The sequence below is a fragment of the Enterococcus sp. CWB-B31 genome, from assembly GCF_020567645.1.
In the GTDB taxonomy this organism is placed as follows: domain Bacteria; phylum Bacillota; class Bacilli; order Lactobacillales; family Enterococcaceae; genus Enterococcus_L.
In genome coordinates, this window is sequence record NZ_JAJDJW010000002.1 from 23,605 (window position 1) to 47,700 (window position 24,096).

The 24,096-nt window shown below is 36.9% G+C and carries 4 protein-coding genes; all 4 read right to left on the reverse strand.

All coding sequences use genetic code 11. From position 1 onward, the window contains the following. Nucleotides 1-616: 616 nt before the first annotated feature. From LI954_RS02820 to LI954_RS02835, 4 genes are read right to left on the reverse strand one after another with little or no spacing between them, the layout of a single operon-like run. Nucleotides 617-1,312 (reverse strand): thioesterase II family protein, encoded by a 696-nt coding sequence (locus LI954_RS02820; protein WP_229443504.1) that lies wholly within the window; start codon nucleotides 1,310-1,312, stop codon nucleotides 617-619. After that, nucleotides 1,309-6,972 (reverse strand): non-ribosomal peptide synthetase, encoded by a 5,664-nt coding sequence (locus LI954_RS02825; protein ID WP_229443506.1) that lies wholly within the window; start codon nucleotides 6,970-6,972, stop codon nucleotides 1,309-1,311. Before LI954_RS02825 ends, LI954_RS02820 begins: the two co-directional genes overlap by 4 nt. Further along, nucleotides 6,972-14,573: a non-ribosomal peptide synthetase gene (locus LI954_RS02830; RefSeq protein WP_229443508.1), complete on the reverse strand. Its 7,602-nt coding sequence runs from the start codon at nucleotides 14,571-14,573 to the stop codon at nucleotides 6,972-6,974. Before LI954_RS02830 ends, LI954_RS02825 begins: the two co-directional genes overlap by 1 nt. Continuing rightward, nucleotides 14,566-23,988 (reverse strand): non-ribosomal peptide synthetase, encoded by a 9,423-nt coding sequence (locus LI954_RS02835; RefSeq protein WP_229443510.1) that lies wholly within the window; start codon nucleotides 23,986-23,988, stop codon nucleotides 14,566-14,568. Before LI954_RS02835 ends, LI954_RS02830 begins: the two co-directional genes overlap by 8 nt. Nucleotides 23,989-24,096: the final 108 nt, after the last annotated feature.

The following is a 24,096-nucleotide window of genomic DNA, read 5'->3' on the forward strand; positions in this document are numbered from 1 at the left end:
AATTAGGAAACAAGGAAACAAAAAGAGTCAGAGACATTAAATAAAAAAGAAGGAATTCTCTTCCTGAAAGTCTGTAATCAGGAGAATTTCTTCTTTTTTCATTTTTTTATTCAAACAATCAATTATAAATTTCAAGTTAGCCGCTTATTAAAATTCGCTCGTTATTTAGTTTTCAGCCTCTCTAGTACAGGCTTGACAACGAGCTGGGGTATATACCTGTAACTGGCAGAGTTGGGTAAAAACTTTGGGATCAGCCTTGAAAAGTTCTCAACCAGCACCATACACAAGAAGGCTCGTTGTCACGCATGTACAAGGCTCAAGCTGTCAATGTCAGTTTTGACATTTCTTCTAACAAATATTCCCAAGGAGCCGCATTTTTCAAGTCCAGCTCTTCATCCAATCCTGGACTCATCAAATTATTGACAGCGACACAGCTGACATGCGAGTCTCCTTGGGAATATGATAAACTTACTTAAATAGTTGAAGGTTACAACACTATCAAAGTTTTTAAGTCTTTTCAATTAAATCACATTTGCTTGTATCCGTTCATATACAAAAAAGACCACGATCACTACTTATTTAACCCCATATACTTTATTTTTTGCAAACAAACTCTTTAGCTTGTTTCATCAATTTTTTTCTTAATTACTGTCAGAATTTCCTGAACATTGTTTCTGATGAAAAAATGATCGCCTTCAAAAATTGTCTGTTCACATTTTGGACCAAGCAGATCGACCCAGTCTCTCAGTTCACTTCTATCTTCATTCACACCATTAAAAATCAATACTGGACATGTCACTATCGATTTTTTCCAGCGAAATGTAAATTGATTTAATAGCTTTAGGTCTTCTCTTAAATAATCTGTTACTAGCTCTAAAAGCTCAACTTCTTGAATAACTTCTGCAGGGATTCCCCCCATCTTAAAGAAAAACTGATTGAATTTCTTTACAGGTGCAGACAAAATAGACTCATAGCTTTTTGCACGAAATGCTTCAGTTCCTGAAAATATCAAGCATCTGGGCTGCTGCACTGACATCTCCGTCAGCTTATTATAAATATCTGCAGCTACTCTAGCTCCCATACTGTGTCCGAATAAAATGTATTCCTTCGTAAAATCAACATGTTCCATCACCTGTCCCAATGTGTTTTCGATCAGTTTACGCCAAGTGACAGGTCTGCTATAAGCACTTCTCTTGCCTCTCCCATCATATTCAATCTGTATGATCTTAAACTGCTGATCCTCTAACGATAACCACTCTTTATAAGGATTTACGATACTTCCGGCGTACGGAAACATCACTAACTGAATCATCCGCCTCCTCCTAATTTATGCTCTAATTGTTCACAGCCTTGTTGCAGCAGAGACTCAAGCTGATCTGCGTACGCTATATTTTCTGGATATATCAGTACAAGCTGATCTGCATATCTATTGATAACAATTTCGAACCCATCAACCTTAGTCATCGTTTCTATTTGTTTTTTTGCAGCAGCCAATGTTTCTGCAGTCAATTCAAAGGCAGTTTGGTTGTTGATTGAATAGATCTCTTTTGCCATGTAACTATTATCAATTTTGCTAAATTCATCAATCAAGCTAACTTGTGTATCTATTTTTAACTGCTGAAACTGATTCATCTGTTCTTCTACTTCAACTACATGCTCTGTATTCGATCGCTCAAGTAAAATAGGCCATAAGTCAAGATACGAACCGATTGCCTTTGAGAATAGATCAGGCATATATTTTCTATTATCCTGCACGACATACACAGGGATTGCTTGAAAATCATCTATTTGATGGTTTTTTCGAATAATAATCTGTATCAAATACATGATGAATGACCAGTAATGATTTTCGGAGTAGTTTAATACCTTTGCTCCCAAGTTTAATGTCGATAATCGAATAGCATATTCTTGATTTGCTTGATAACTGGATTTTGTCCGGTCTTTCATTTCTTTAAATCGCAACAGGTGATTTTGAAGTCCCTCCAGCTTTTCAATATCTGTAATTTCAGGCAAAAATTGTGTGTACGTATTTTCAGTAATTCGATGATTAGAGATATCTGCAAGTTGATTTTTTAACTGTTCACAAAAAATCGCATCACTATATTTATCCCAAATACTATGAGAGATCAATAAGTGCAGTACAAATTTATCTTCATTGATTTTCGTCAACAGCATATGATGAAGAGCTGTTGACTTCTTATCGAAGAACCCTGTTGTCATGTTTTCTTTTACTTTTTGCAGGAATGTCAAGCGTTCTTCTTCTGTCTTCAAGCTTAAATCAACTATAGGAATTGTGAAGGCTTCATCGAATGTATGCTCATATAAACTATAATCTTCTCCTACTAATTTATAGCTTGTTCGTAACAATGGCTGTTCTTGAATCAATATATTAACAGCCCGAATAATTTTGTCAGGATCAGATGTCTGCAGCTCAAATGGTGCATAAACCAATGTTTTCCGCAAGTTCTTTAAAAATGACTTCTGCATAGCCGAAGGACGAATGGTTTGTTTAATTGATGATTCATCCCATCCCGCAGGAACAAAAAGAACCGCTTCATCCTTTATAGGCTTAGGTTTTTGTTCCAAGAATTGAATCACATTTTCAATTTCTTTCAGAAAATTTCGTTCCAGATCATTAGCGAAACTTTCCGACAGTACCCCTTTATCATACACAATATTACAATTCAAATTTTTATCAACAACAACTAAGTTCACTGCAATCGGCGTTCCAAAATGATTTTGGGAACTGATTTCATTGCCCTGCGGTGCAGGACTTAGTGTAAATATCTGATCTGTTTGTTGAGATTCCTCAAACTCTCCCGAATAATTGAAGGTTATCATTGGTTCTGACTTGTCCAGCTTAGGTACCAGCGTCTTAACAAGACCAAAGCCGATCCCATTATTTGGAATAGCTTTTAATGACTTACTGACTTCAGCAATATCATCCTCCACAATTGAATTCCCAATAGAAAATCCGACTGGATAGGTAATCGTAAACCAGCCGACAGTTCGGTCAATTTCAATTTCCGACGTTAATTGTTCCCTTCCGTGACCTTCAAGCAATATAGAAACCTCTTGATTTCTAGTCATGCCGGCAAGAGTTCTTGCTAGAGCAGTAATCAGCATTTCTTTGACATAAACATTAGGAATGCGATTTTGCTGATCGAATAACCTAGCTGTCATTTCTGTACCAAGCTTAGCAGACAAGATGGATAACTGCTTTTCCCCTTTCGTATTCGATTCTATAGGTAATTGACTTTTTTCAACAATATCGGCTGTTTCCTGCCAAAAAGCACATTCCTTCGCTAAACTGTCACTTTTAGCATAATCAGTTAATGCCTGACTCCATTTTTGATAAGACATTGTTTTTAAAGGCAGCTTTATCTGCTGATCATTTAATAGATTTTTATAGGCTGTTTCAAGGTCTTCTATAATAATTTTCCACGAAATCGTATCAACTACCAAATGATGTGCAATCAGTAATAAGAGTGCGTGATCTGCAAATTGAAAAACAACCGCCTTAAATACTTTTCCCTCTTTCAAAGAAAGACCAGCTTGAGCTGTATTGCTTTTTTCTTTTATCATTTGATAGATTTCTGTTGTCTGATCAAGCCAGTCAACTTCCTGACATTCTTGATCAAAAACATGATGCTCTAACTTAAAAGAATCCACAGCTTCAATTGGCTGTACAGATTGCGTCTCTCTATAAATGGCCCGCAGCATATCGTGGTGACTTAGTATTGCCTGTAATGCTTTTTCCAGTTTCCCTTGATTCAAGAGTTCCGTTGGAAACTCAAGCATAATCGATTGATTGAAATGACTCGGAACAGCTAATTCACTTGCAGCAAATTTCAACTGGATCGGTGTAAAAGGAACAACTCCTGTTACAGGACCTTGATCAATCAATATAGTTTCATTACTTTTAAGATTATTACTAAGTTCCTTAATGGTGCGGTAGTGAAGAATATCATTAATCGTTAATGAGTATCCCTGTTCCTTTAATTTTGATACAATACGAATTGCTTTAATCGAGTCACCGCCCAGATCATAAAAGTCTTCATTTATCCCGATTTCTTCAAGGTTAAGGATTTCTTTAAAGATCATCAGCACTTTTGTTTGCTGAGGTGTTTCCGGTCGTTCTTTTATTTCATGTAGTTGGTCGATTGACTGTGCTGGTAATTGATTGACTGCTAATTTTCCATTTTTCGTTTTTGGCAGAGAATCTAGCAGGATGATTGCTTTTGGTATCATATATTCAGGCAGTACAACTCTCAGCTGTTCTTTTATTTGTTTGGGTGAACGCTCATTTGTCATGCTTACATATGCAATCAGTTGTTTATCAGCTGAAGATTCGCCTGCACTTGCAATAACTGCGGCTTCGCTGATTTCAGAGATGTCCAGCAGATGCGCTTCGATTTCTTTCAGTTCGATCCGAAATCCGCGTATCTTCACTTGCTGGTCAATCCTTCCTAAGAATTCAATTTGCCCAGCTTCATTCCATCGAACCAGATCCCCTGTTTTATATAACTTTTTTCCAGCTGCAAGAGGATGTTCTATAAATTTTTCATTTGTCAGTGCTTCATTACCCAAATAACCTCGTGCAAGTCCTTCACCGCCTAAATACAGTTCTCCGGGCATTCCGATGCCGCAAAGTGAATCATTAGAAAAAACCAGCGCTTTCGTATAATTAATAGGACTGCCGATTGGGATCATATCCACTGTGGAGTTTGCAGCATTCGGTATTTCATAGGTTAAGGCGAATGTAGTACATTCAGTAGGTCCATACCCATTAATCAAATGCGTTTGCTGATTGACTTCTTTAAACTTCCTTACATGGTATGCTGACAGCTTTTCTCCACCAATAAGTAAATAATTTAGTGAGGAGAAAACCTGTGCATTTAATGAAACAAGTTGGTTAAATAAAGACGTTGTCAGCCACATTACATCAATGCTGCAATGTTCAATTTTTTCCTGCAGCTTATCAGGATCAACTAAATTCTCAACATCAGATACGTACAGGGTTCCGCCATTTAGCAGAGCCCCCCATATTTCAAATGTACTTGCATCAAAAGTCAAAGAACCGGTTTGAAGGATATTTGGCTGGTCTAAGAAAACATAATTTGGATCTTTAACTAAACGAATAATACTTTTATGCTCGATCATCGTCCCTTTTGGTTCCCCTGTCGTTCCTGATGTGTATATGACATACGCTAAGGAATGTTTCGATAAAGCAGTAGGAGCATCCTCTTTGATTATTTGCAACTCTTTCAGATCGGCAGAAGTTAGCTGCGTGATTGAAAAATCAGGATCGTGTTCTTCTACGCTAAAATTGATCAATAACGCTGATTTGCTTTTTTCAATTATCTCTTTGTTTCTCTGCTTAGGATTTTTAGGATCAAGCGGCAAATACGCAGCTCCTGCTTTTAAAATCCCCAAATAGGCCGTAACCGTTTGAATATCTCTAGCAGCAATAACTGCAACAAGGGCTGAGCCGACATTTTTCTCTTTAATTAATGAAGCAATCTTAGAGGATTCAGCATCCAATTCAACATAGGTGAGGGATCGATCTACTCCAGCTAGTGCAACCTTTTGAGGAAACTTCTCAACTTGTGCAGTGAAATGTTTAATGATATTCAATCCTTCAGGGACCTCATCATCCGGCTCATTAAATTGAGTCAGAATTTTTTCAATTTCATTATGTGCTAAACAAGAATAGGCTCCAAGTGTTTTTGTGGGATCTGCTAAAATATCTCCCAGTAATGTAACAAAATGTTTCTGCATTCGCTCAATAGTTGATTTCTCAAATAGACTGACATCATATTCCCAGACTAGTTCTATTTGATTTTTCTCACTGCCTAAATTAAAGGTCAAATCAAATTTTGCGACTTGAGAATCTCTGGGAACTTCAGTCAACACACTATTTCCCAAGGTTGTATTCATTTCTCCATTGCTTTGATAATTAAACAGAATATCGAAAATTGGATTTTTATTCTCGCAAATAGGGGCTTTTACATCCTCAATGATCTCTTCCAGCGGATAATCCTGATGGTCAAATATGCCCAGTAATTTATGCTTGATCCGTTCTAAATATGTGCTAAACCTTTCATCCGGTTGGAGTGTATCATTGATCGGCAAAGTATTGACAAACATCCCTAATAAATTTTGAATGTCAGGATGATTTCGTCCTGACACCGTTGTTCCGATGACAACATCCTTGCTTCCGGAGTATTTAGACAAGAAAATCATAAAACAAGCAATAAAAATCATATAATTCGTTGTACTTGCTTTTTCAGCCAAAGCATTCAGTTGACTCACTTGTTCAGAGGATAAACTGGTACTGACCGTGTCTCCTAGATATTCACGCTCTTTGGGGCGCATATGATCATAAAATAATTCAAACTCCGGCAGTCCATCAGAAAACTGCTCCAGCCAAAATTCTCGACTTAAATGTTTGTCCTTTTTTCTATGCCAGGCACTGTAATCCTTATATTGCAGCTTGATCGGCAGAAGTTTTTCACCATTGTACACACGCTTCAATTCTTCCAAAAAGATTCCCATTGAACCACCATCCATAATAATATGGTGAGCATCAAAAAGTAAATAGCGTTCGCCTGTTGCAAGTGTGCAGTAGCACACTCGCAACAAAGGCAGCTTATCGATTTCAAAGGGGCGGATGAATTCCTCGATGATGGTAGATAAAGGTGTAACTGAATCTTCTATTCTTTCAACCGTCAGCCAGTATTTTTCTTCAACAATTTGTCCAAATTTTCCATCAATCATTTGAAAATAGGTTCTTAACACCTGATGCCGTGCAATCAGTTTATTAAGCGAGTCCGTCAGCTTATCTAAATCCAATGGACTGGATAACTGAAATGCGATGGGGATATTGTATGTGGTACTTTTTCCCTGAACCTGTTCAATTGTATAGATTCTTTTTTGAGCCGAGCTCATTAAATATTTTTTACTCACCATTATAACTCCTCATCATCTACTATCTCGATACTCTCAAGTATCAAAGAATCTGTCACTGCTAATTTTTTGACCTTTTCTGCTAAATGTCGGACATTTTTTTCCTGAAGAATCTCACTTAATGGTACTTTTACAGCAGATGCTTTTGAGATACCGTTTGCTAATTGAACAGCTTTTAAAGAATGTCCGCCCAGCTCAAAGAAATCATCATCGATTCCTACTTGATCGACTTCTAATATTTCTTCAAACAAACTGCAAATCATCATCTCCATTTCATTTCTTGGTGCTTCGTAGGTGCTGTTTTGCTCTTGTTTAGGTTCAGGTAAAGCTCGTTTGTCAATTTTTCCTGCTTTTGTCACGGGAAGCTTCTCCATTATCGTGATAAAAGACGGAACCATATAATCAGGCAAGGTTTGTTTTAATTGCTCTTTCACTTCAGGCACCGTAATATTTCCATTTGTTACAATATAGGCACAAATCACTAACTCATTGTTAATCTTCCTGGTAATCACACAAGTATCCCAAATAGAAGGGATCAGACCTAAGTGATTTTCAATCTCACCTAATTCGATTCTAAATCCGCGAATCTTCACCTGTTCATCTATTCTTCCAACATACTGAAGCTCTCCATTTTCCTGCCAACGTACCAAGTCTCCTGTTCGATACATTTTTTCTGTCGGCATCACTGGATTTTCAACAAATTTTTCTGAAGTTATCTGCTCATTATTTAAATAATTTAAAGCTAAATTATCACCACTGACACATAGTTCCCCCAGCATACCAATTCCACACAGCTTTTCCTGATGAAAAACAAATAGTTGGGAATTCGCAACAGCTTTACCGATTGGAACTGTTTTATAGTGCTGATTGCTTACCTGATAAGCAGATGCACAGACCGTTGTTTCTGTTGGACCGTATAAATTATAGAGAGTTGTTTGTTCATCCGTCATAACTTGATAGAATTTTTCTACTAATGCCATTGTTGTTGCCTCACCAGCAAGCCCTACTTTACTTAGCTGACTGATTTCATCCTGACGATTATTTTCTTCTGCAAATTCCAGCAGCATTTTGAAAAGAGACGGCACGGTAATTAAGATTTTTTGATCTAATTTTTGCAGGAAACGATCTGGATCATTTTTAACTTCATCGGATATGATCTCAAGTGTTCCACCTGTTAAGCAACCAGCAAACAATTCAAACACTGAACCGTCGAAAATCAAAGAAAATTGCTGAAGGATTGTCTGATTTGAATCCAGTTCAAAATACTCTTTTTGCCAATTCACTAAATTCATCAAAGAAGCGTGTCCAACAGTCACTCCTTTGGGCTGACCAGTGGTTCCTGAAGTATAAATCACATAAGCTTTATCATCTGGCTCCACTTTAGGTAAAGCAACAGTCAACATGGAGTCATTTTCCAGCTCATCAACAGTATACGTAACTGAATGGACTGCTGGAAAACGTGATGGCTGCCCTGTCTTACTTGCATCAGCAACAATTTCGATACCGCTATCTGCTAAGATATAAGCAATTCTCTCCTCCGGTAAAGTTGGCGCCAAAGGAATATATGCTGCCCCTGTTTTCATTATTCCATAAATTCCAATAACCATTTCCGGCGTTCGGTCACAATACAATCCGATATAGGCTGCATCTTTTGCACCAGCTTCAAGAAGGCGTTGCGCCAAACAGGTTGACTGAACTTCTAATTGTTTGTAGGTTAGCTGTGTTTCTTCAAATACAACAGCAATCTTATCCGGCTGCATATCAGCCTGTGCCTTTAATGCTGCTAAAATCGTCGGGTAGCTTTGATTATTGTATTTTTCCGGATTGAATCCCCAAATTACTTTATCTTGCTCAGCCTTACTCACTAATGAAAAATCACCACATGTCAACAGGTTATTCTGTGCCAGTTCTTTTAATCCGCACACAACTCTGGATAAAATATATTCAGCTTCAATTGTTGTAAACAGTCGTTCATCAAACATCAATTTAAAACTCAGCTGCTCTGAAGAGCCGACACTTAGCGAAATCGGATAGCTTGTCTGTTCACGATAATCTTCCATTTCTCCCAGAAAATCAATAAAATTATCTGCTTCTTGAACGGCATAATTTTCAAAAACAACAATTGTTTGGATTAATTCTTTCCCTAACAGACTTCTATTTTGAATTTCTGATAGTGAGCAGTACGTATGAGCATCACTTTCAAGCGATTGTTTTTGAAGCTCTTGAACAATCGTCACAAATGGATCAGTTTCCTTATTTTTAACTCTGACTGGTATTGCGTTGATAAAAAGCCCTACTGCCTGCTCGATCCCATTTAAGGGCATGTTTCTGCCGGAAACCATCTTTCCAAAAACAACATCACCAGTGTGATTGTACCGTTGTAAAACCAATCCCCACATAGCTTCTATGATCGTATTCATTGTTACACTGTTTTGGTTGGCAAATTTTTGGAGGATACTGGTTTCTTCACTTGAGAGGGTCTCAAAAATTGCTCTAACTTCAGCATTATGGTCGTTTTTAGGATACATTCCTGTGAATCCTGCTTGTGTTTCATATTCCTCCAGCAAAGTTTCCCAATATGCCAGACTGGCTTCTTTATCTAGTGCAGTTACTGTCCGAGCGTACTCCTCATAAATTGTATCCGCTTCAGTTGGTGCTAAACGAACATATTGATTCCCATTTTCCAGAGAAGCATAGAGCTTCATCCAGTCATTCAGTACGATCGACAAACACCAGCCGTCCATAATAATATGATGGAACGTAAAGATCAGGCGTTGACATTCTGGCATTTCTACTAAAGTTACTCTAAATAATGCTTCTTTTTCCAGATCGAATCCTCTATTGACATCAGCAGTCTTGAACCGAAGGTATTCAGCCTCAGCATCTTCTTCTTTTGAAAGATCATAATAATTACTTTCTAAAAGACGACCGGAGTAAATTACCTGACGTGGTTCTTTGATATCTTTGTATAGAATATTGGTTTTTAATGCAGGATGTTTTTCTCCAAGCTGTATTAGACTTTGTGCTAAAATCGTTTGATTTATTTCAGCATTCACATCGTATGAACATTGAATGACATAGCTGGTCGAAGTCTCATCTAATAGTTTGTGATAAAGTAATCCTTCCTGCATCGATGTTAACGGGATGATTCGCTGAATGCCTCCATTACCAATCTCAACGGCACGTTCTTGTGCCGTATCGAACTCTGCCTGACTCCATGAAAGTTCTCCCAGATCAGAGGCCGTCTTTTGTGTTTCACCTCTGGTTACACAATAGTTAATAACTGTTGAAAGTTCCTTTTGATACATCTCGCTGATAACAGATACTTCGTCAGCTGATAAAAACGGCTCTGCATAAACCAAATCCGTCACTAATTGATCGTTTTGAAGATAGCAGTTAATAGATAAAGGGCTGCCGATTGAATTCTCTGAAGCACTATCATTTATATTCGCAATCTCACTGATTGAAAATATTTGTTCATCCTCTTGGATTGCTCCCAGCTCTCCCAGATAATTAAACGTCACATCTGTTTTCTCGTTTACGATTTTGTCAGTGTAATTAGTTAAAAGTCCATAGGTTATCCCTTTGTTAGGAATTTTTCTGATCGTTTCTTTCACCAGCTTGATTGATTCCGGTAAGGTATCTTCAATCATGAGAACTAACGGATACATTGAAGTAAACCAACCGATCGTCCGATCGACAGAACCGATTGAATCAGATAGTTCACGACCATGCCCTTCCAATGTAAAGGAAACAGTCGAACGTTTAAAGAAGTGCCCTAACGTAGTTGTCCAGGCGGTCAATAACAAATCACTTAGCTCAGTGGAAAAGGCTTTGTTTGCAGAAAAGCGCAGCTGTTCCGTTTCAGCTTTCCCTACTGTAAAGGTAAAGGTGTGCGTTTGTGTTTGTATAGAGGCGCTCATTTGATCAAAAACAGTTGACTCTGTTACTTTTTGATTTATTTCTTGCCAGTAAGTTAAATCTTTGCTGATTTCATAACTTTTAACAGCTTCCTTTAATCCTTCACTCCAAGAAAGATAAGAAATGGTTTTAGACGGAAGCTGAAGCTCGTGCCCCTTAAGCAACTGGTTGTAGCTGCTATTTAAATCTTCAATAAAAATTTGCCAAGATACTGCATCTACGATCAGATGATGCATCTGAACCCAAACATAAGCAGCTGTTTTTGACTGAAACACTAATATTCTAAGCAGCGGCGACTGATTAAACCTAAATTTTGCTTGAAAATCAGCACCGATCGTTTGAATTTCTTCAGATACATCCATATGCTCTTCGCTTAATTGAAAGAAATGGATAGTGTAGTTCTTCCCTTTTTCCCAAGGCAGGATCTTCTGTTCACTTTGATCCACACACATTCTCAACAAGTCATGGTGATAAACAAGCCCATCTAATGCTTCTTGTAAATAGTCTGTATTCAATACCTGATTCGTTTGTAAAATCATTGACTGATTAAAATGTTCCGGCTTGTTTAAATGACTTGAATAGAAAAACGATTGAACAGGTGTAGGGCTGACAGTGCCTGTGACCATTTCCTGTGTTAGCTGCTGCGTGTGCTTCTTCATTTTTTGAGCAATTTCTCTAATTGTTTTAGCCTGCATGATTTCCTTAACAGTTAGTTGATAATCCAGCTCACGGGCTTTTGAAACAATGCGGATCGCCTTGATCGAATCCCCGCCCAACTCATAAAAACTATCTAAAAGATTAACCTGCTCCAGCTGTAAAACCTCTTTGAATAGTCTAACTGCCAGCTCTTCTTTTTCAGTTTCCGGCTTCAAAACATTTTTTTCATGCATAAATACTGGTTCCGGTAATTGCTTTTCATTCAATTTACCATTTGCCGTTATCGGCAATTGTTCTAAAAATATAAAATAATTCGGCACCATGTAGTCCGGTAATTTTTGCTTCAAATGCTCCTTTAACACATTTTCAGATGTTATTTCTGCTACTACATATGCACATAGATGCGTCGTACCATTTAACTTCTTTGTTACAACAGCTGCTGATTTCACATTCTCTGCCTGTAATAGTGCTTGCTTTATTTCAGCCAGCTCTACCCGAAATCCACGGATTTTCACCTGATTATCCAGCCGTCCCAGATAATCTATCGAACCGTCTGCACGATATTTCCCTAAGTCTCCTGTTTTGTAGATTACCTCTCCATCAAGTGTTATAAATTGTTTTGCTGTCAACTCAGGTTGGTTCAAGTAGCCTCTTGCAACGCCTTCGCCGCCAATACATAATTCTCCCGGCAGATCAATTCCACAGAAGGTTTGTCCATTCATCACATAGATTTTTGATCCTTTAATCGGCTTACCGATCAATGTATCCTGATTATCCAGCTGCTCTGAATAGCGATAATACGTTGCACACACCGTTCCCTCTGTCGGACCATATAAGTTGCGGATTATTGATCGGTCTTTGCCTGTGATCTCGACAAACTTGCGAAGCAGATGATTGGTTACTTTTTCTGCACCTATATACACTGCTTGAATTGTTGCAAAAGCTGCAGCACGGCTATTTTCTTTTGTGTAATCCAATAAAGCCTCTAAAAACGTTGGAACTAATAGAAAATGCGTCACATGATTTTTTTCAAAGATATTCAGCAGCAGACCAAAATCATCCTGTTCTTCAACCGATAAAAGCTGTAATGATGATCCTGAAAGTAACGCTAAGAAAATTTCCCAAACCGAAGCATCAAAAGTATAAATGGCTTTTTGCAAAATAATACTAGTTTCATTTATCTCTGCTTCTTTTTCCTGCCATTTAATCAAATTCACTAAGGAATGGTTTTCGATCATTACTCCTTTAGGTGTTCCCGTACTTCCTGATGTATAGATGATATAGCTGAGATCTGTTGCTTCAGCTTGCTTACGAGTAATAGAAGCTTTGGAACTATTTTTAAAATCAAAAATTGTCGGTTTACAATCAAGTTTGTCAGTAACAGTCCGCTCAATTGTTGACGAGCACAAGACGGCTTTCGCCTGACTATTAGTTATCATATAGTTTATCCGTTCAATTGGTGTTGTCGGTGTAATAGGCAGGTATGCTGCTCCTGTCTTCAAAATCCCCAATAGCCCAACAATCAATTCCGGAGAATGAGCAACGATCAACGCCGCAACATCATTTTTTCCAATCCCAGTTTGTTTTAGCTGATTGGCTACAGCATTTGCCCGCTCGTTCAACTGACTGTAAGTAATTTGTTCTTCTAAATAATACAAAGCAGTCTTATCTGGATTTTTCAGCACCTGGTTTTCAAATTGATCAATAGGCGAAACAAAATCAGAGGGACTTATCAACTCTTGGGACCGATTGAACGCTTCTTTGATCTGAAGAAGCTGTTCTTTTTTTAGATACTGAAGTGTAGACACAGGTTCTGCTGGGTGAGTCAAAAGATTTTCCAGCAGTACATTAAAATGTTCTGCTAACTGCTGGATCGTCTCTTCCTTAAACAGCCCTGAATGATACTCCCAGTTAATTGTATAGTCTTCAGCATGTTCAATTAAGGTAATCGTTAAATCAAATTTGGAGACTGCTAATTGAATTTGTTCAATTTTTGCATACTGTCCGCCCATCTGGATCATTTCATCATAACCAACTTCATAAGAAAACATCACATCAAAAATCGGATTTTTAGAAGAATATTCTACAATTTTTTCATATGGAACATCCTGATTTTCAAAAACATCCAAACTCTTATTTTTGACAGCTTCCAGAATCTCTAAAAAATTTTTTTGATGATCCACTGTTTCAATGATTGGTAAAGTATTTACAAACATTCCAATCATCTCTTCTGCTGAAGGATGACTCCTACCTTCAGCAACAGTTCCAACTACAACTCGGTCTTGACGATTCAATTTGGAAAGAAAAATCATCAGTGTTGTTAAAAACAACGTAAATCCGGTTGAGCGAGTCTCTTTATTCAGCTCGTCGATCCTCTTTTTGATAGAGCTGTTGATTTTTCGTTCTACATGATGTCCTGCAAACGCTTGATGTTGATGTTTAAAATCAATCGGCAGTTCTGTTTCCGGCAACGGCTCAAGGAATTCTTCCTGCCAAAACTCTTCTTGCTCTTCAATATCCAAATTATTTTGCCAAGCAGAAAAATCTTTGTAATGAAGCTCTACCGGCTCCAAGGCATCTCCATCATATAATGCACTAAACTCTTTTAGTAAAATCCCTGTGGAAGCACCATCAGAAATAATATGATGCGCATCAATCATCAAAAGTGTAAGCCCGTTTTGGTCTTTTCCCAGCCCCATTCGAATCAATGAGTCTTTTTCCAAATCAAATGGACGTACAAATTTTTTGATGACCTCCGCACCTGTTTTCCCATCAATCATTTCAACTTGTTGTTTTTTTAAAGGATAGATACACTGTATGAACTTATCCTTTTCAAGCAAAAAGTTTGTTCGAAGTGATTCATGACGTTCACATAAGTGATTGAAGGCTTCATTTAAACGAGAATAATCTAACGCTTTTTCAAATGTTAAAACAAGCGGCATATTATAGGTAAGACTTGATTCCCGAGATTGTTCAAGTGTAAATATTCGTTTTTGGTTGGAACTCATTAAATACTTTTTACTCATCTAAGCACTCCTCAGCGGCTTTTAGCAGTGGTTTAAAGACCTTTTTATTTTTTTTCTTGATAATTTTGGCAATATTTTCCACATTTTGTTCTTTCATAATATCTTTTAACGACACTCGTAAACTAAATTCTTGCTCAATTCTTCGTGATAATTCCACAGCTTTAAGCGAATAACCGCCAAGCTCAAAGAAATTATCAGTCACTCCAATATCCTCAATGTTCAGCACCTCTTTGAACAATGGCAACAGTTTAGCTTCGTCCTTCGTTTTAGGCGGAACGATCGCCGTATTGTATTCAATCGGTATAGCTTGTAATGCTTTCTCATCCAGCTTTCCATTATGATTTGCTGGTAACTCTTCAATTTGTTTCATAAAAGTCGGAATCATATAATCTGGAAAGACATCCTTCAATTCAGCAGAAATCTTAGAAATATCTATCTGTGTATCACTTATTAAATAGGCACAGATTTGCGGACTGCCCAGACTTTCATTGACAATCACAGCTGCATTTGAAATAGTTGGTAGTTTTAGAAGCTCTTTTTCGATTTCTTCAATTTCGATTCTAAATCCACGAATTTTAATCTGTTTGTCGATCCGACCAAGATAATGGATTCGCCCATATTGATCTACTTTACCTAAATCACCTGTTCGATATAATAATTGACCTTCATTGATCGTACTTTGGAGCATCCTTTCCTCAGTTAAACGCTCTGATCCTGAATATTGCTTAAAGACACCCATTCCGCCAACACAAATTTCTCCTGCTACATCTATTCCGCACAGCCTGCCTTCATTCATAATATAAACCTGTGTATTTCTGACAGGTTTCCCAATCGCAATACGATCAGCTAAATCTTCCTGACTTACTTCATGGAAAGTTGCACAAACAGTTGTCTCTGTTGGTCCATATAAGTTTGTAATCTTAGTTAAGTTTTGTTTGCCGTTCGTTACTTCTGCATATTTCTCTAATAGCTTCACTGTCAAAGCCTCTGCACCTAAATAGATTTTTTCCAAACCATCAAATGCATCGGTTAAATTTTCTGCTTTCATATAATCCAAAATAGAATCAAAAACGGTCGGTACCATCAATGTATGTGTAACCTGTTTTTCTTGAATGATTTGGAGTAATTTTGCATAATCCTGATTCTCTTCTTCTGAAATCATTTGAAGTTTTACTCCTGAAAGTGTTGCTAGGAAGATTTCCCAAACAGAGGCATCAAAAGAACAAGTAGCTTTTTGTAACACAACACTATGGTCAGTAATATTCCCCTGCTCTTTTTGCCATTCAATTAAATTAATCAAACTACTGTGCTTGATTTCAACACCTTTAGGATGTCCTGTACTGCCTGATGTATAGATGATATACGCACAATCTTCAGCCGTACCGTCCAGAGGTAAATTCTCTTCTATTCTATCTTCAGCTGAAACAAGAATTGTTTTTAGATTTGATCGCTGGACTTCTTCATTCGTCAAGATTACTTTTGTATGACTGTTTTCTAAAATATATTCAATTCGTTTATTCGGTAATTCGACATCTATTGGCAGATAAGCTGCTCCAACTTTTAAAACACCATAAATTGATGCAACAAATTCGATTGAACGATGAAACAGCAATCCAACTACATCTTGTCTGCGGACCCCTGATTCTTTTAATTTTTTAGCAACGCCATTCGCCATTTGATTCAATTCCGCATAAGTGACCTCTTTGTCCCCAATGCCAACTGCAATGCGGTCAGGGTATTTCTTTACATTTTCCTCAAACCAGGAAGCAGCTGTTTCGTGTTGTAACAGCGTCAATGATTGTGTATTAAATGTATGACACAATTTTTTTTCTTCGACTGGATCAATCATTGAAAGCTCACTTAATGAACGATTCGACTCTTCAAGTACATGGGTAAGCAGCATCACAAAGTGTTCTAATGCTTTTTTCATAGTCTCTTCTTTATACAACTTGAAGTCATAGTCAAAATTTAGCAGAACCTTTTCAGGATGCTCTTTGACCGTCAATGTCAAATCAAATTTTGCTGTAGTATTGGGCAGTTCATAATGCCGCAGCACTGCATTGTCTAATAAATATTCCTGATCCTCCAATTTTTCATAAGAAAACATAATATCAAAAATTGGGTTGCGTGTTTGACTTGATTGAATTCCAAGTTTTTCGACTAATTTTTCAAATGGATAATCTTGATTTTTAAATACGTCAAAGAAATTGGCTTGTACGTCTTTAACAAACGCAGCAAATGAACGTTCCGAATCAATTTCTTGTTTCAAAACAACTGTATTTACAAACATACCCAGCATATTCTCTAGATCGGGATGATTTCTTCCTGAAATAGCTGTTCCTATAATAATCTCTTCTTTTCTCGTATACTTTGAAAGTAGTAAGTCAAAAATAGCTGTATAAAAAATATAGTTTGTGATGCCGTGCTTCTTTCCAAAATCTTGAATTTGTTCTTTTACACTCGCCGGAAGAGTAATAGATACACTATTTCCGATAAAGTTTGCATCAGAGCCTCTAACAAAATCAGTTGGAAATTCCGTATTGAGTTCCGCATCTGCCAATTTGTTCAGCCAAAAATTCTCTTGTTGCTGGAGATCTAACTGGTTTTTCCAAGAGCTATAGTCTTTGTACTGAATTTTTATATCCCTTCCTTGTTCACCGTTATACAACGCAGTAAGTTCATTAACAAAGATCGGAATTGATTCACCATCAAAAATAGTATGGTGAAAATCAACTACCAAAGCATGCTCATTGGGTGAGAAAGTAAAAACATGTCCTCTGAGTAATGGTCCTTCAGCTAAATCAAATGGCTGAATAAAATCAAAAACTGCTTGATTTAATGTATCTTTTTTAATCGTTGAAACGGATATTGGAATCGCAGCTTCATCAGCAATCGTCTGGAAATAGTTCCCGTCTTTAAAGATGAATGAGGTTCTCAGTATTTCATATTTTTCACTTAGCAGCTTCATTGAATGCTTTAAAGTGTTGAGTGAATACGATCCTTCAATCATTAACACAACTGGAATGTTATAAGTTGTGCTGTTTGTTACTGCTTCTTCTACCAATAAAATACGATTTTGTGCTGAACTTGCCACTAAACTGTTCCCTTTTTCAATCGGCTGGTAAGCTTCTCCCAGTTGTAATTTTTGGGCAATTTTCTCAACAGTTCGTGCTGTCATAATTTCTTCTAAAGATAGTTTAATTCCTGTTACAGCTGCAAGTTTAGTCGACAACTGCATAACTTTTAATGAGTGACCGCCCAGCGCAAAGAAATCATCTTTCACTCCAACTTTATCAAAAGCTAAAATATCAGAAAATGTATCACAGACAATACGCTCTGTTTCATTACGTGCCGCTGCAAATCCAGGCTCCTCTATTTTTTCCGGAGCAGGCAACACTGATTTATCGATCTTTCCATTTTTATTAAGCTTAAATTTCTCCATGTTCATGATTACTTTCGGAACCATATAATGCGGCAGTTTTACTATCAAATCATGACGAACTAATTCAATATCTGCTGTACCTTCAAATTGAACGTACGAGCAAATCTCTTTTTGACCATTTTCCTCAAAAATAATCGTTATTGCATTACTTACATAAGGGAATTGTTTGATTACAGTAGTGATTCCCTCCAGCTCTATTCTAAAGCCTCTAATTTTCACTTGATCGTCAATACGTCCAAGATAGTCAATCGAACCATTCTCAAGCCAACGCACAAGATCACCTGTTTTATACAATCGTTCATTAGATTCTGAAATAACAAATTTTTCATCTGTGCTCTCTTTTAAATTCAAGTATCCTGCTGCTACTCCAGCACCGCCAAGGTAAAGTTCGCCTGGAATCCCTATTCCACACAACCGACCGTCTTTCATTACATAGGCAGTGGTATTTGAAATTGGTTTCCCTATAGGTACAATCGTTTCTATTTCATAATCAAGTTCTTCAAATAAAGAGAATGTCGTATTCTCAGTCGGTCCATAAATATTGCAGATGCTTACACTTGGATTAAATTTCTTAAATCGCTTGATTGGTGCAGAAACAATTTTCTCTCCGCCGACAAGAATTCGTTTAAGTGTGCTGAATGCTTTCGGATAAAGCTCAACAATATTTACAAATAATGCTGTAGTAATAAATAATGTGTTGATTTTGTTCATTTGGATCACTTCTTCAAGCCGTTCGGGATCAAGTAAAACATTTGTCGTCGTCATGAACAGCTCGCCGCCATTTAATAACGCACCCCAAATTTCAAAAGTGCAGGCATCAAATGTCAGTGAGCCGGTTTGTAAAATACGGCTATCATTAAATTCAACATAGTTTGTATTTTTAACCAATCTCAAAATATTTTTGTGTGTAATCATAACCCCTTTTGGAACACCTGTTGTACCTGAGGTATAGATAACATAGGCTAAATCTTCTGCATCAATTTGAGGCAGTTCTCCTTTGGTTGTCCCTTCATCAAATGCATCTGGTGTGATTACTTTATAGTTTTCCACTAATTGCTGATCATTTATTTGCTGACTCGGATCACAAATCACTTTACATTTGGCAGCATCAAGAATGAACGCGGTTCTTTCTAACGGATTATTAACATCAATCGGCAAATAAGCTGCACCTGCTTTTAAAATACCTAAAAAGAAGATGATCGTTTCTACTTTACGATCAGCCACCACTGCAACTAAATCGCCTTTAATGATACCAACAGCTTTTAAGTTATACGCTAAATTTGTCGAAAGCCGGTCAAGCTGTTCATAGCTTACCGTAATTCCTTCTGAGGACACTGCTGCTTGTTTTTGATGCATCGGCAAGATACTATTAAATAGATCGATAACTGATTTCTTATCAGGAAAATCCTCTTTCGTTTGGTTGAATCCTTTTTCAATCTGAATACGCTGTTCAGCGGTAAGAAAGTCACAGGTTGAAATCTGCTGCTGCGGTGCAGCTGCAACCGATTTAAGCATTTGACAAAAATGAGTCAAAATATGCATTGCCCCTTGCTCTGAATATTTTTTACTATCAAACAGTAAACTAATTGCAAAGGTCTCACCTTCTTGAATAGATAATGTAAGGTCGTAATTCGTCTCTTCTCTAATTCTTTCTAGCGTAAATAAGGGTGCTTGTATTCCAGCTTGAGAAGCATCCTCATAATTTTCAAAGGCAACAATTGTCTGAATCAATTTATTTCCTAATTTATTCTCATTTTGAATTTCACTCAGTGGATATAAATCATAGTTTCCGCTTTGATTCAGTTGTTCTTGTAAATTAGCAGCAATCGTTGCAAATGTCTCATCCTTTGCATTTTTTACACGAACAGGAATAGTGTTGATAAATAATCCGACTTTATCCCCAATATTGCTGATTGGACTATTTCTTCCTGAAACAACTTGTCCAAAAACAACATCCTCAGTGTTCGTATAGTTTTGCAATAAAATACCCCAAGCAGATTCAAAAACAGTATTGACTGTCACTTTTAATTCTTTTGCTAAAGAACGAATCTGTTGTGTTACGTGCAGATCAAGTATTTGACCCACTTTATTTTCTTTTGCCTCAACAGTGGTGACCGTTGTCGGTGAAATGTCGGCAATGGTTGTATAGTCCTCTAATAAAGTCTTCCAGTATTCTTTAGATGCACGAATATCCATATTTTCCAAATAATGAACATGCTCAGCGTGAGTATAGTCTGGTTCAAATTCTGCCTTGATATTTTTATCACTTTCACCTGCGAGTAACCGATCATAAAAAGATTTTATGTCCGACAATAAAATCGAATTACACCAGCCATCCATAATAATGTGATGGAAAGTCATAATCATCTTAACGCTGTTTTGGCTGATCTTGACCAACTTTACACGAAATAGTGCATCATTTTCAAAATCAAAACCACCTTGAACGTCCTCTTGTTCAAGCCTTTTCAGCTCTTGCTCCTTAGCTGTCGCCTCTGATAAATCAATCATTTCGCAGTCACAAACAGCAAACTGGCGAATCACTTGCCTAGGTATACAAACATCCTTATAAATAACGTTCGTTCTTAAAGCACTATGCTTTTGTACAAGCAAATCAAGTGCTCGTTTAAATAATGATAAATCAATCATGCCTAATTCATAGGTCGACTGAACAATATATGCACTGGCTGATGCTGCCTTTTGCTCATGGAACAACAGCCCCTCTTGAAGAGGCGTCAGTGGATAGATTTTTTCAATATATGCATTCCGTGTTGTGAATGCTGCTTCTACTTTTCTAAATTCTTCTTCATCCCATGCTGTCTCGCCAAAATCAGAGGCTGTTTTTTCAGCGCCTACTTTATTTAGACAATGATTGACAATAGTTGTTAATTCCTTTTCGAACACTGTCTTAAGTTCCTTGATTAAGGACTCGCTGCATTGAGATTTATCATAAATAAAAACAAACGAAATGATTCCATTATTCAACGAACCATCAATAGAAATAGGTGTTCCAAAATGATTATTTTCAGAAATTTGAGCACCATACTCTACTGTATTTATTTGTATATTATAGTCAGAAGCTTCTTTTTCAAAATCACCAAGATAATTAAATGTTATTTCTGTCTGGACACCGGCAAAGGTCTCATCGTAGCAATTTAGAACACTATAGCCCAATCCATGATTGGGAATACGGCGTAGATTTTCCTTCACCTTTTTGATATCTTCTTGTAATTTTCTGCCAATTTCTGTACAAACAACAGGATAAATCGTTGTAAACCAACCAATCGTTCTGTCAATATGAATTGGCGTATGAATCGGCTCACGTCCGTGCCCTTCCATTCGAATACCGATAGTATCAGCATTTGTCAAGTTTCTTACGGTTCTAAAAAGTGCCGTTACAAGCAAATCATTGATTTCTGTATTGTATGATTGGTTTGAATGAAAAATAAGATTTTTCGTCAATTCTTCAGATAATGATATCTCGTCATATCCAGTTCCCTGCTGATCTTGCGGCGTACACAAAATCGCATCAGATTGGTTAACTTGTTTACTGATACTATCCCAGTACAAACGCTCTCTTTCCAGCATCTCTGATTTGCTGAATTCTTCCAATGTTCGACACCATCTAGAAAATGATGCTGTTTTCAATGGCAGCTGAATTACTTTTTTCTCCAGTAATTGTCTGTAAGCTGTGTTAATATCCTCAACTAAAATACGCCAAGAAATACCATCCACCATTAAGTGATGAACAATCAAAGAAATATAATCCTTTTGGCCTGTCCTGAAAAGGACTGCCTTAATTAATGGTCCCTCTGCTAAATTTAATGTTGATTGAACCTGATCACTTATGCTTTTCATCTGTTCAAAAACAAATGACTCTTCACTATCAGCTAAATCAAACATTAGCAGTTCAAAAATAGTTGGATTATCTGGTTCTTTAATGATCTGTTCTCCATTTTTATATACAGCTCTCAATAAATCATGGTGATTACAAACTGCCGCTAGTGCTGCTTCAAAATCTGCTGCTCTCAGTTCTTCACATTCCAACAAAAATGTTTGGTTAAAATAGGCCGGCTCTGGAAGATTACTGTCAAAAAAGTATTTTTGAATAGGAGACAATGGACTGACACCAACGATCGTCGGCTCCAATATTTCAGACTGAATCGATTTGATATGCGGAGCTATACTGCTGATATTTTTCTCAGCCATAATTGTCGGAACACTCAATTCATAACCTGACTCCCGCAATCTTGAAACAATTCTAATTGCTTTGATAGAATCACCGCCGACTTCAAAGAAATTATGATTGCAGCCAATATTATCGTTATTTAATACACTAGAAAATGCAGAAATAAGTACACGTTCTTTTTCCGTTTTAGGTTGAATAATTACTCTAGAATCAATCATTAATTCTTCTTCAACAGCAGGAAGCTGACTTTTATCTAATTTCCCATTATTATTTACTGGCAGCACTTCGATGCGTACAAACCTTTTGGGCACCATATATAGCGGCAGTTTCTTCTCTAAATACTCTTGCAGTTGTGTTTCTTGATAATTTTCTTTGGAAACAAAATAAGCAATCAATTGATTTTTTTCAGAAACAATTACCGCAGCATCATCGATCTTTGGATAGTCAGCTAAAATATTTTTTATTTCACTTAATTCAATTCTTAGCCCATTAATTTTTACTTGCTCGTCAATTCGTCCTAAGTATTCTAAATTCCCATTTTCCTGCCATTTTGCCAAATCACCTGTTCTATATATTTTTCCAGGTAGACCAAAATAATTGTCAACAAATTTTTCTTTTGTCAGATCCGGTCGATTCAAGTACCCTCTTGCTACACCCAATCCACCGATACATAGTTCTCCTGATTCATTTACTCCACAAATTTTATTTCCATTCATGATATAAATTATCGCATTATCGATACCTTTACCAATTGATACACTAGACTGGTCTCCCAATTCTGCTAAATGAAAATATGTCGATCCAATTGAAGCTTCTGTTGGACCATAAAGATTGTAAATGTTCTCTTTTTCTAAAGAGGTCAATCGGCAAATTTTTCTAACTAAAGGCTCTTCCAATTTTTCTCCAGCAATGTAGAGTATCTTTAAACAGGATAAGTAGGCTTGTTTTTCTACCTCAGCTGCATAATCTAAAAGGACTGAAAGTACTGTTGGGATCATAACCATATGGGTTACCTGATTTTTTTGAATAATATCTAATAGCAGACTAAAATTATTATTCTCCTGATCAGTTAATAATTGTAATTTCACTCCACCCAGAAGCCCCAAAAAAATTTCTCCAACTGCTGCATCAAAAGAACAAGTCGCTTTTTGAAGCATAACACTATCTTCATCAAATTTTGCTGTTTTTAACTTCCATCTTATAAAATTCACCAATCCTTTGTGCTCAACCATAACACCTTTAGGATTGCCGGTTGTTCCCGATGTATATATCACATACGCCAGTTGATTCGGTGAGTAGGATATGGTCAATTTCTGATCACTTTCCCTCGAAAAATCAGGACAAATAATTTTTTTATTTACGATTTTTTTGTATTTTTCTCCCAAAAATATATCAGTAATTATTTGTTTTACATTGCTATCTTGAATGATATAACTGATTCTTTCTTCCGGATTCTCTGGGTCTATTGGCAAGAAAGCAGCTCCTGACTTTAGGATACCTAAAATCGTAATGATTTGTTCAATTGATCGATCCATGATAACACCGATTAGGTCTTCTTTTTCAACACCAGATTCTGCAAGGACTTTTGCAACATAATTTGCTTTTCGGTCTAGTTGTTCATAGGTTATTGTATCATTACTAATACCAATCGCTTTCCTTTGTGGATATTTCCTGACTATCTGTTCGAACCACATTACTAAGTCAATTTCTTCGTGTTCAACATGCCAATTCGGATTAAAGTCATAAATAACTTTATCATAATCCTTCTTTTGTAAATCGTTAATCAACGTAGTTTCCAACTCCCATCATCTATTTTTCAAAAATAAAAAATATTACAAACACCCAATCATTTCTACTCTATCAGAAAACATGTGAATAAAAACGCATGAATATTC

Coding starts and splice junctions, on each gene's coding strand:
- LI954_RS02820 (WP_229443504.1), bottom strand. CDS start 1,312: ATGATTCAGTTAGTGATGTTTCCGTACGCCGGAAGTATCGTAAATCCT.
- LI954_RS02825 (WP_229443506.1), bottom strand. CDS start 6,972: ATGGTGAGTAAAAAATATTTAATGAGCTCGGCTCAAAAAAGAATCTAT.
- LI954_RS02830 (WP_229443508.1), bottom strand. CDS start 14,573: ATGAGTAAAAAGTATTTAATGAGTTCCAACCAAAAACGAATATTTACA.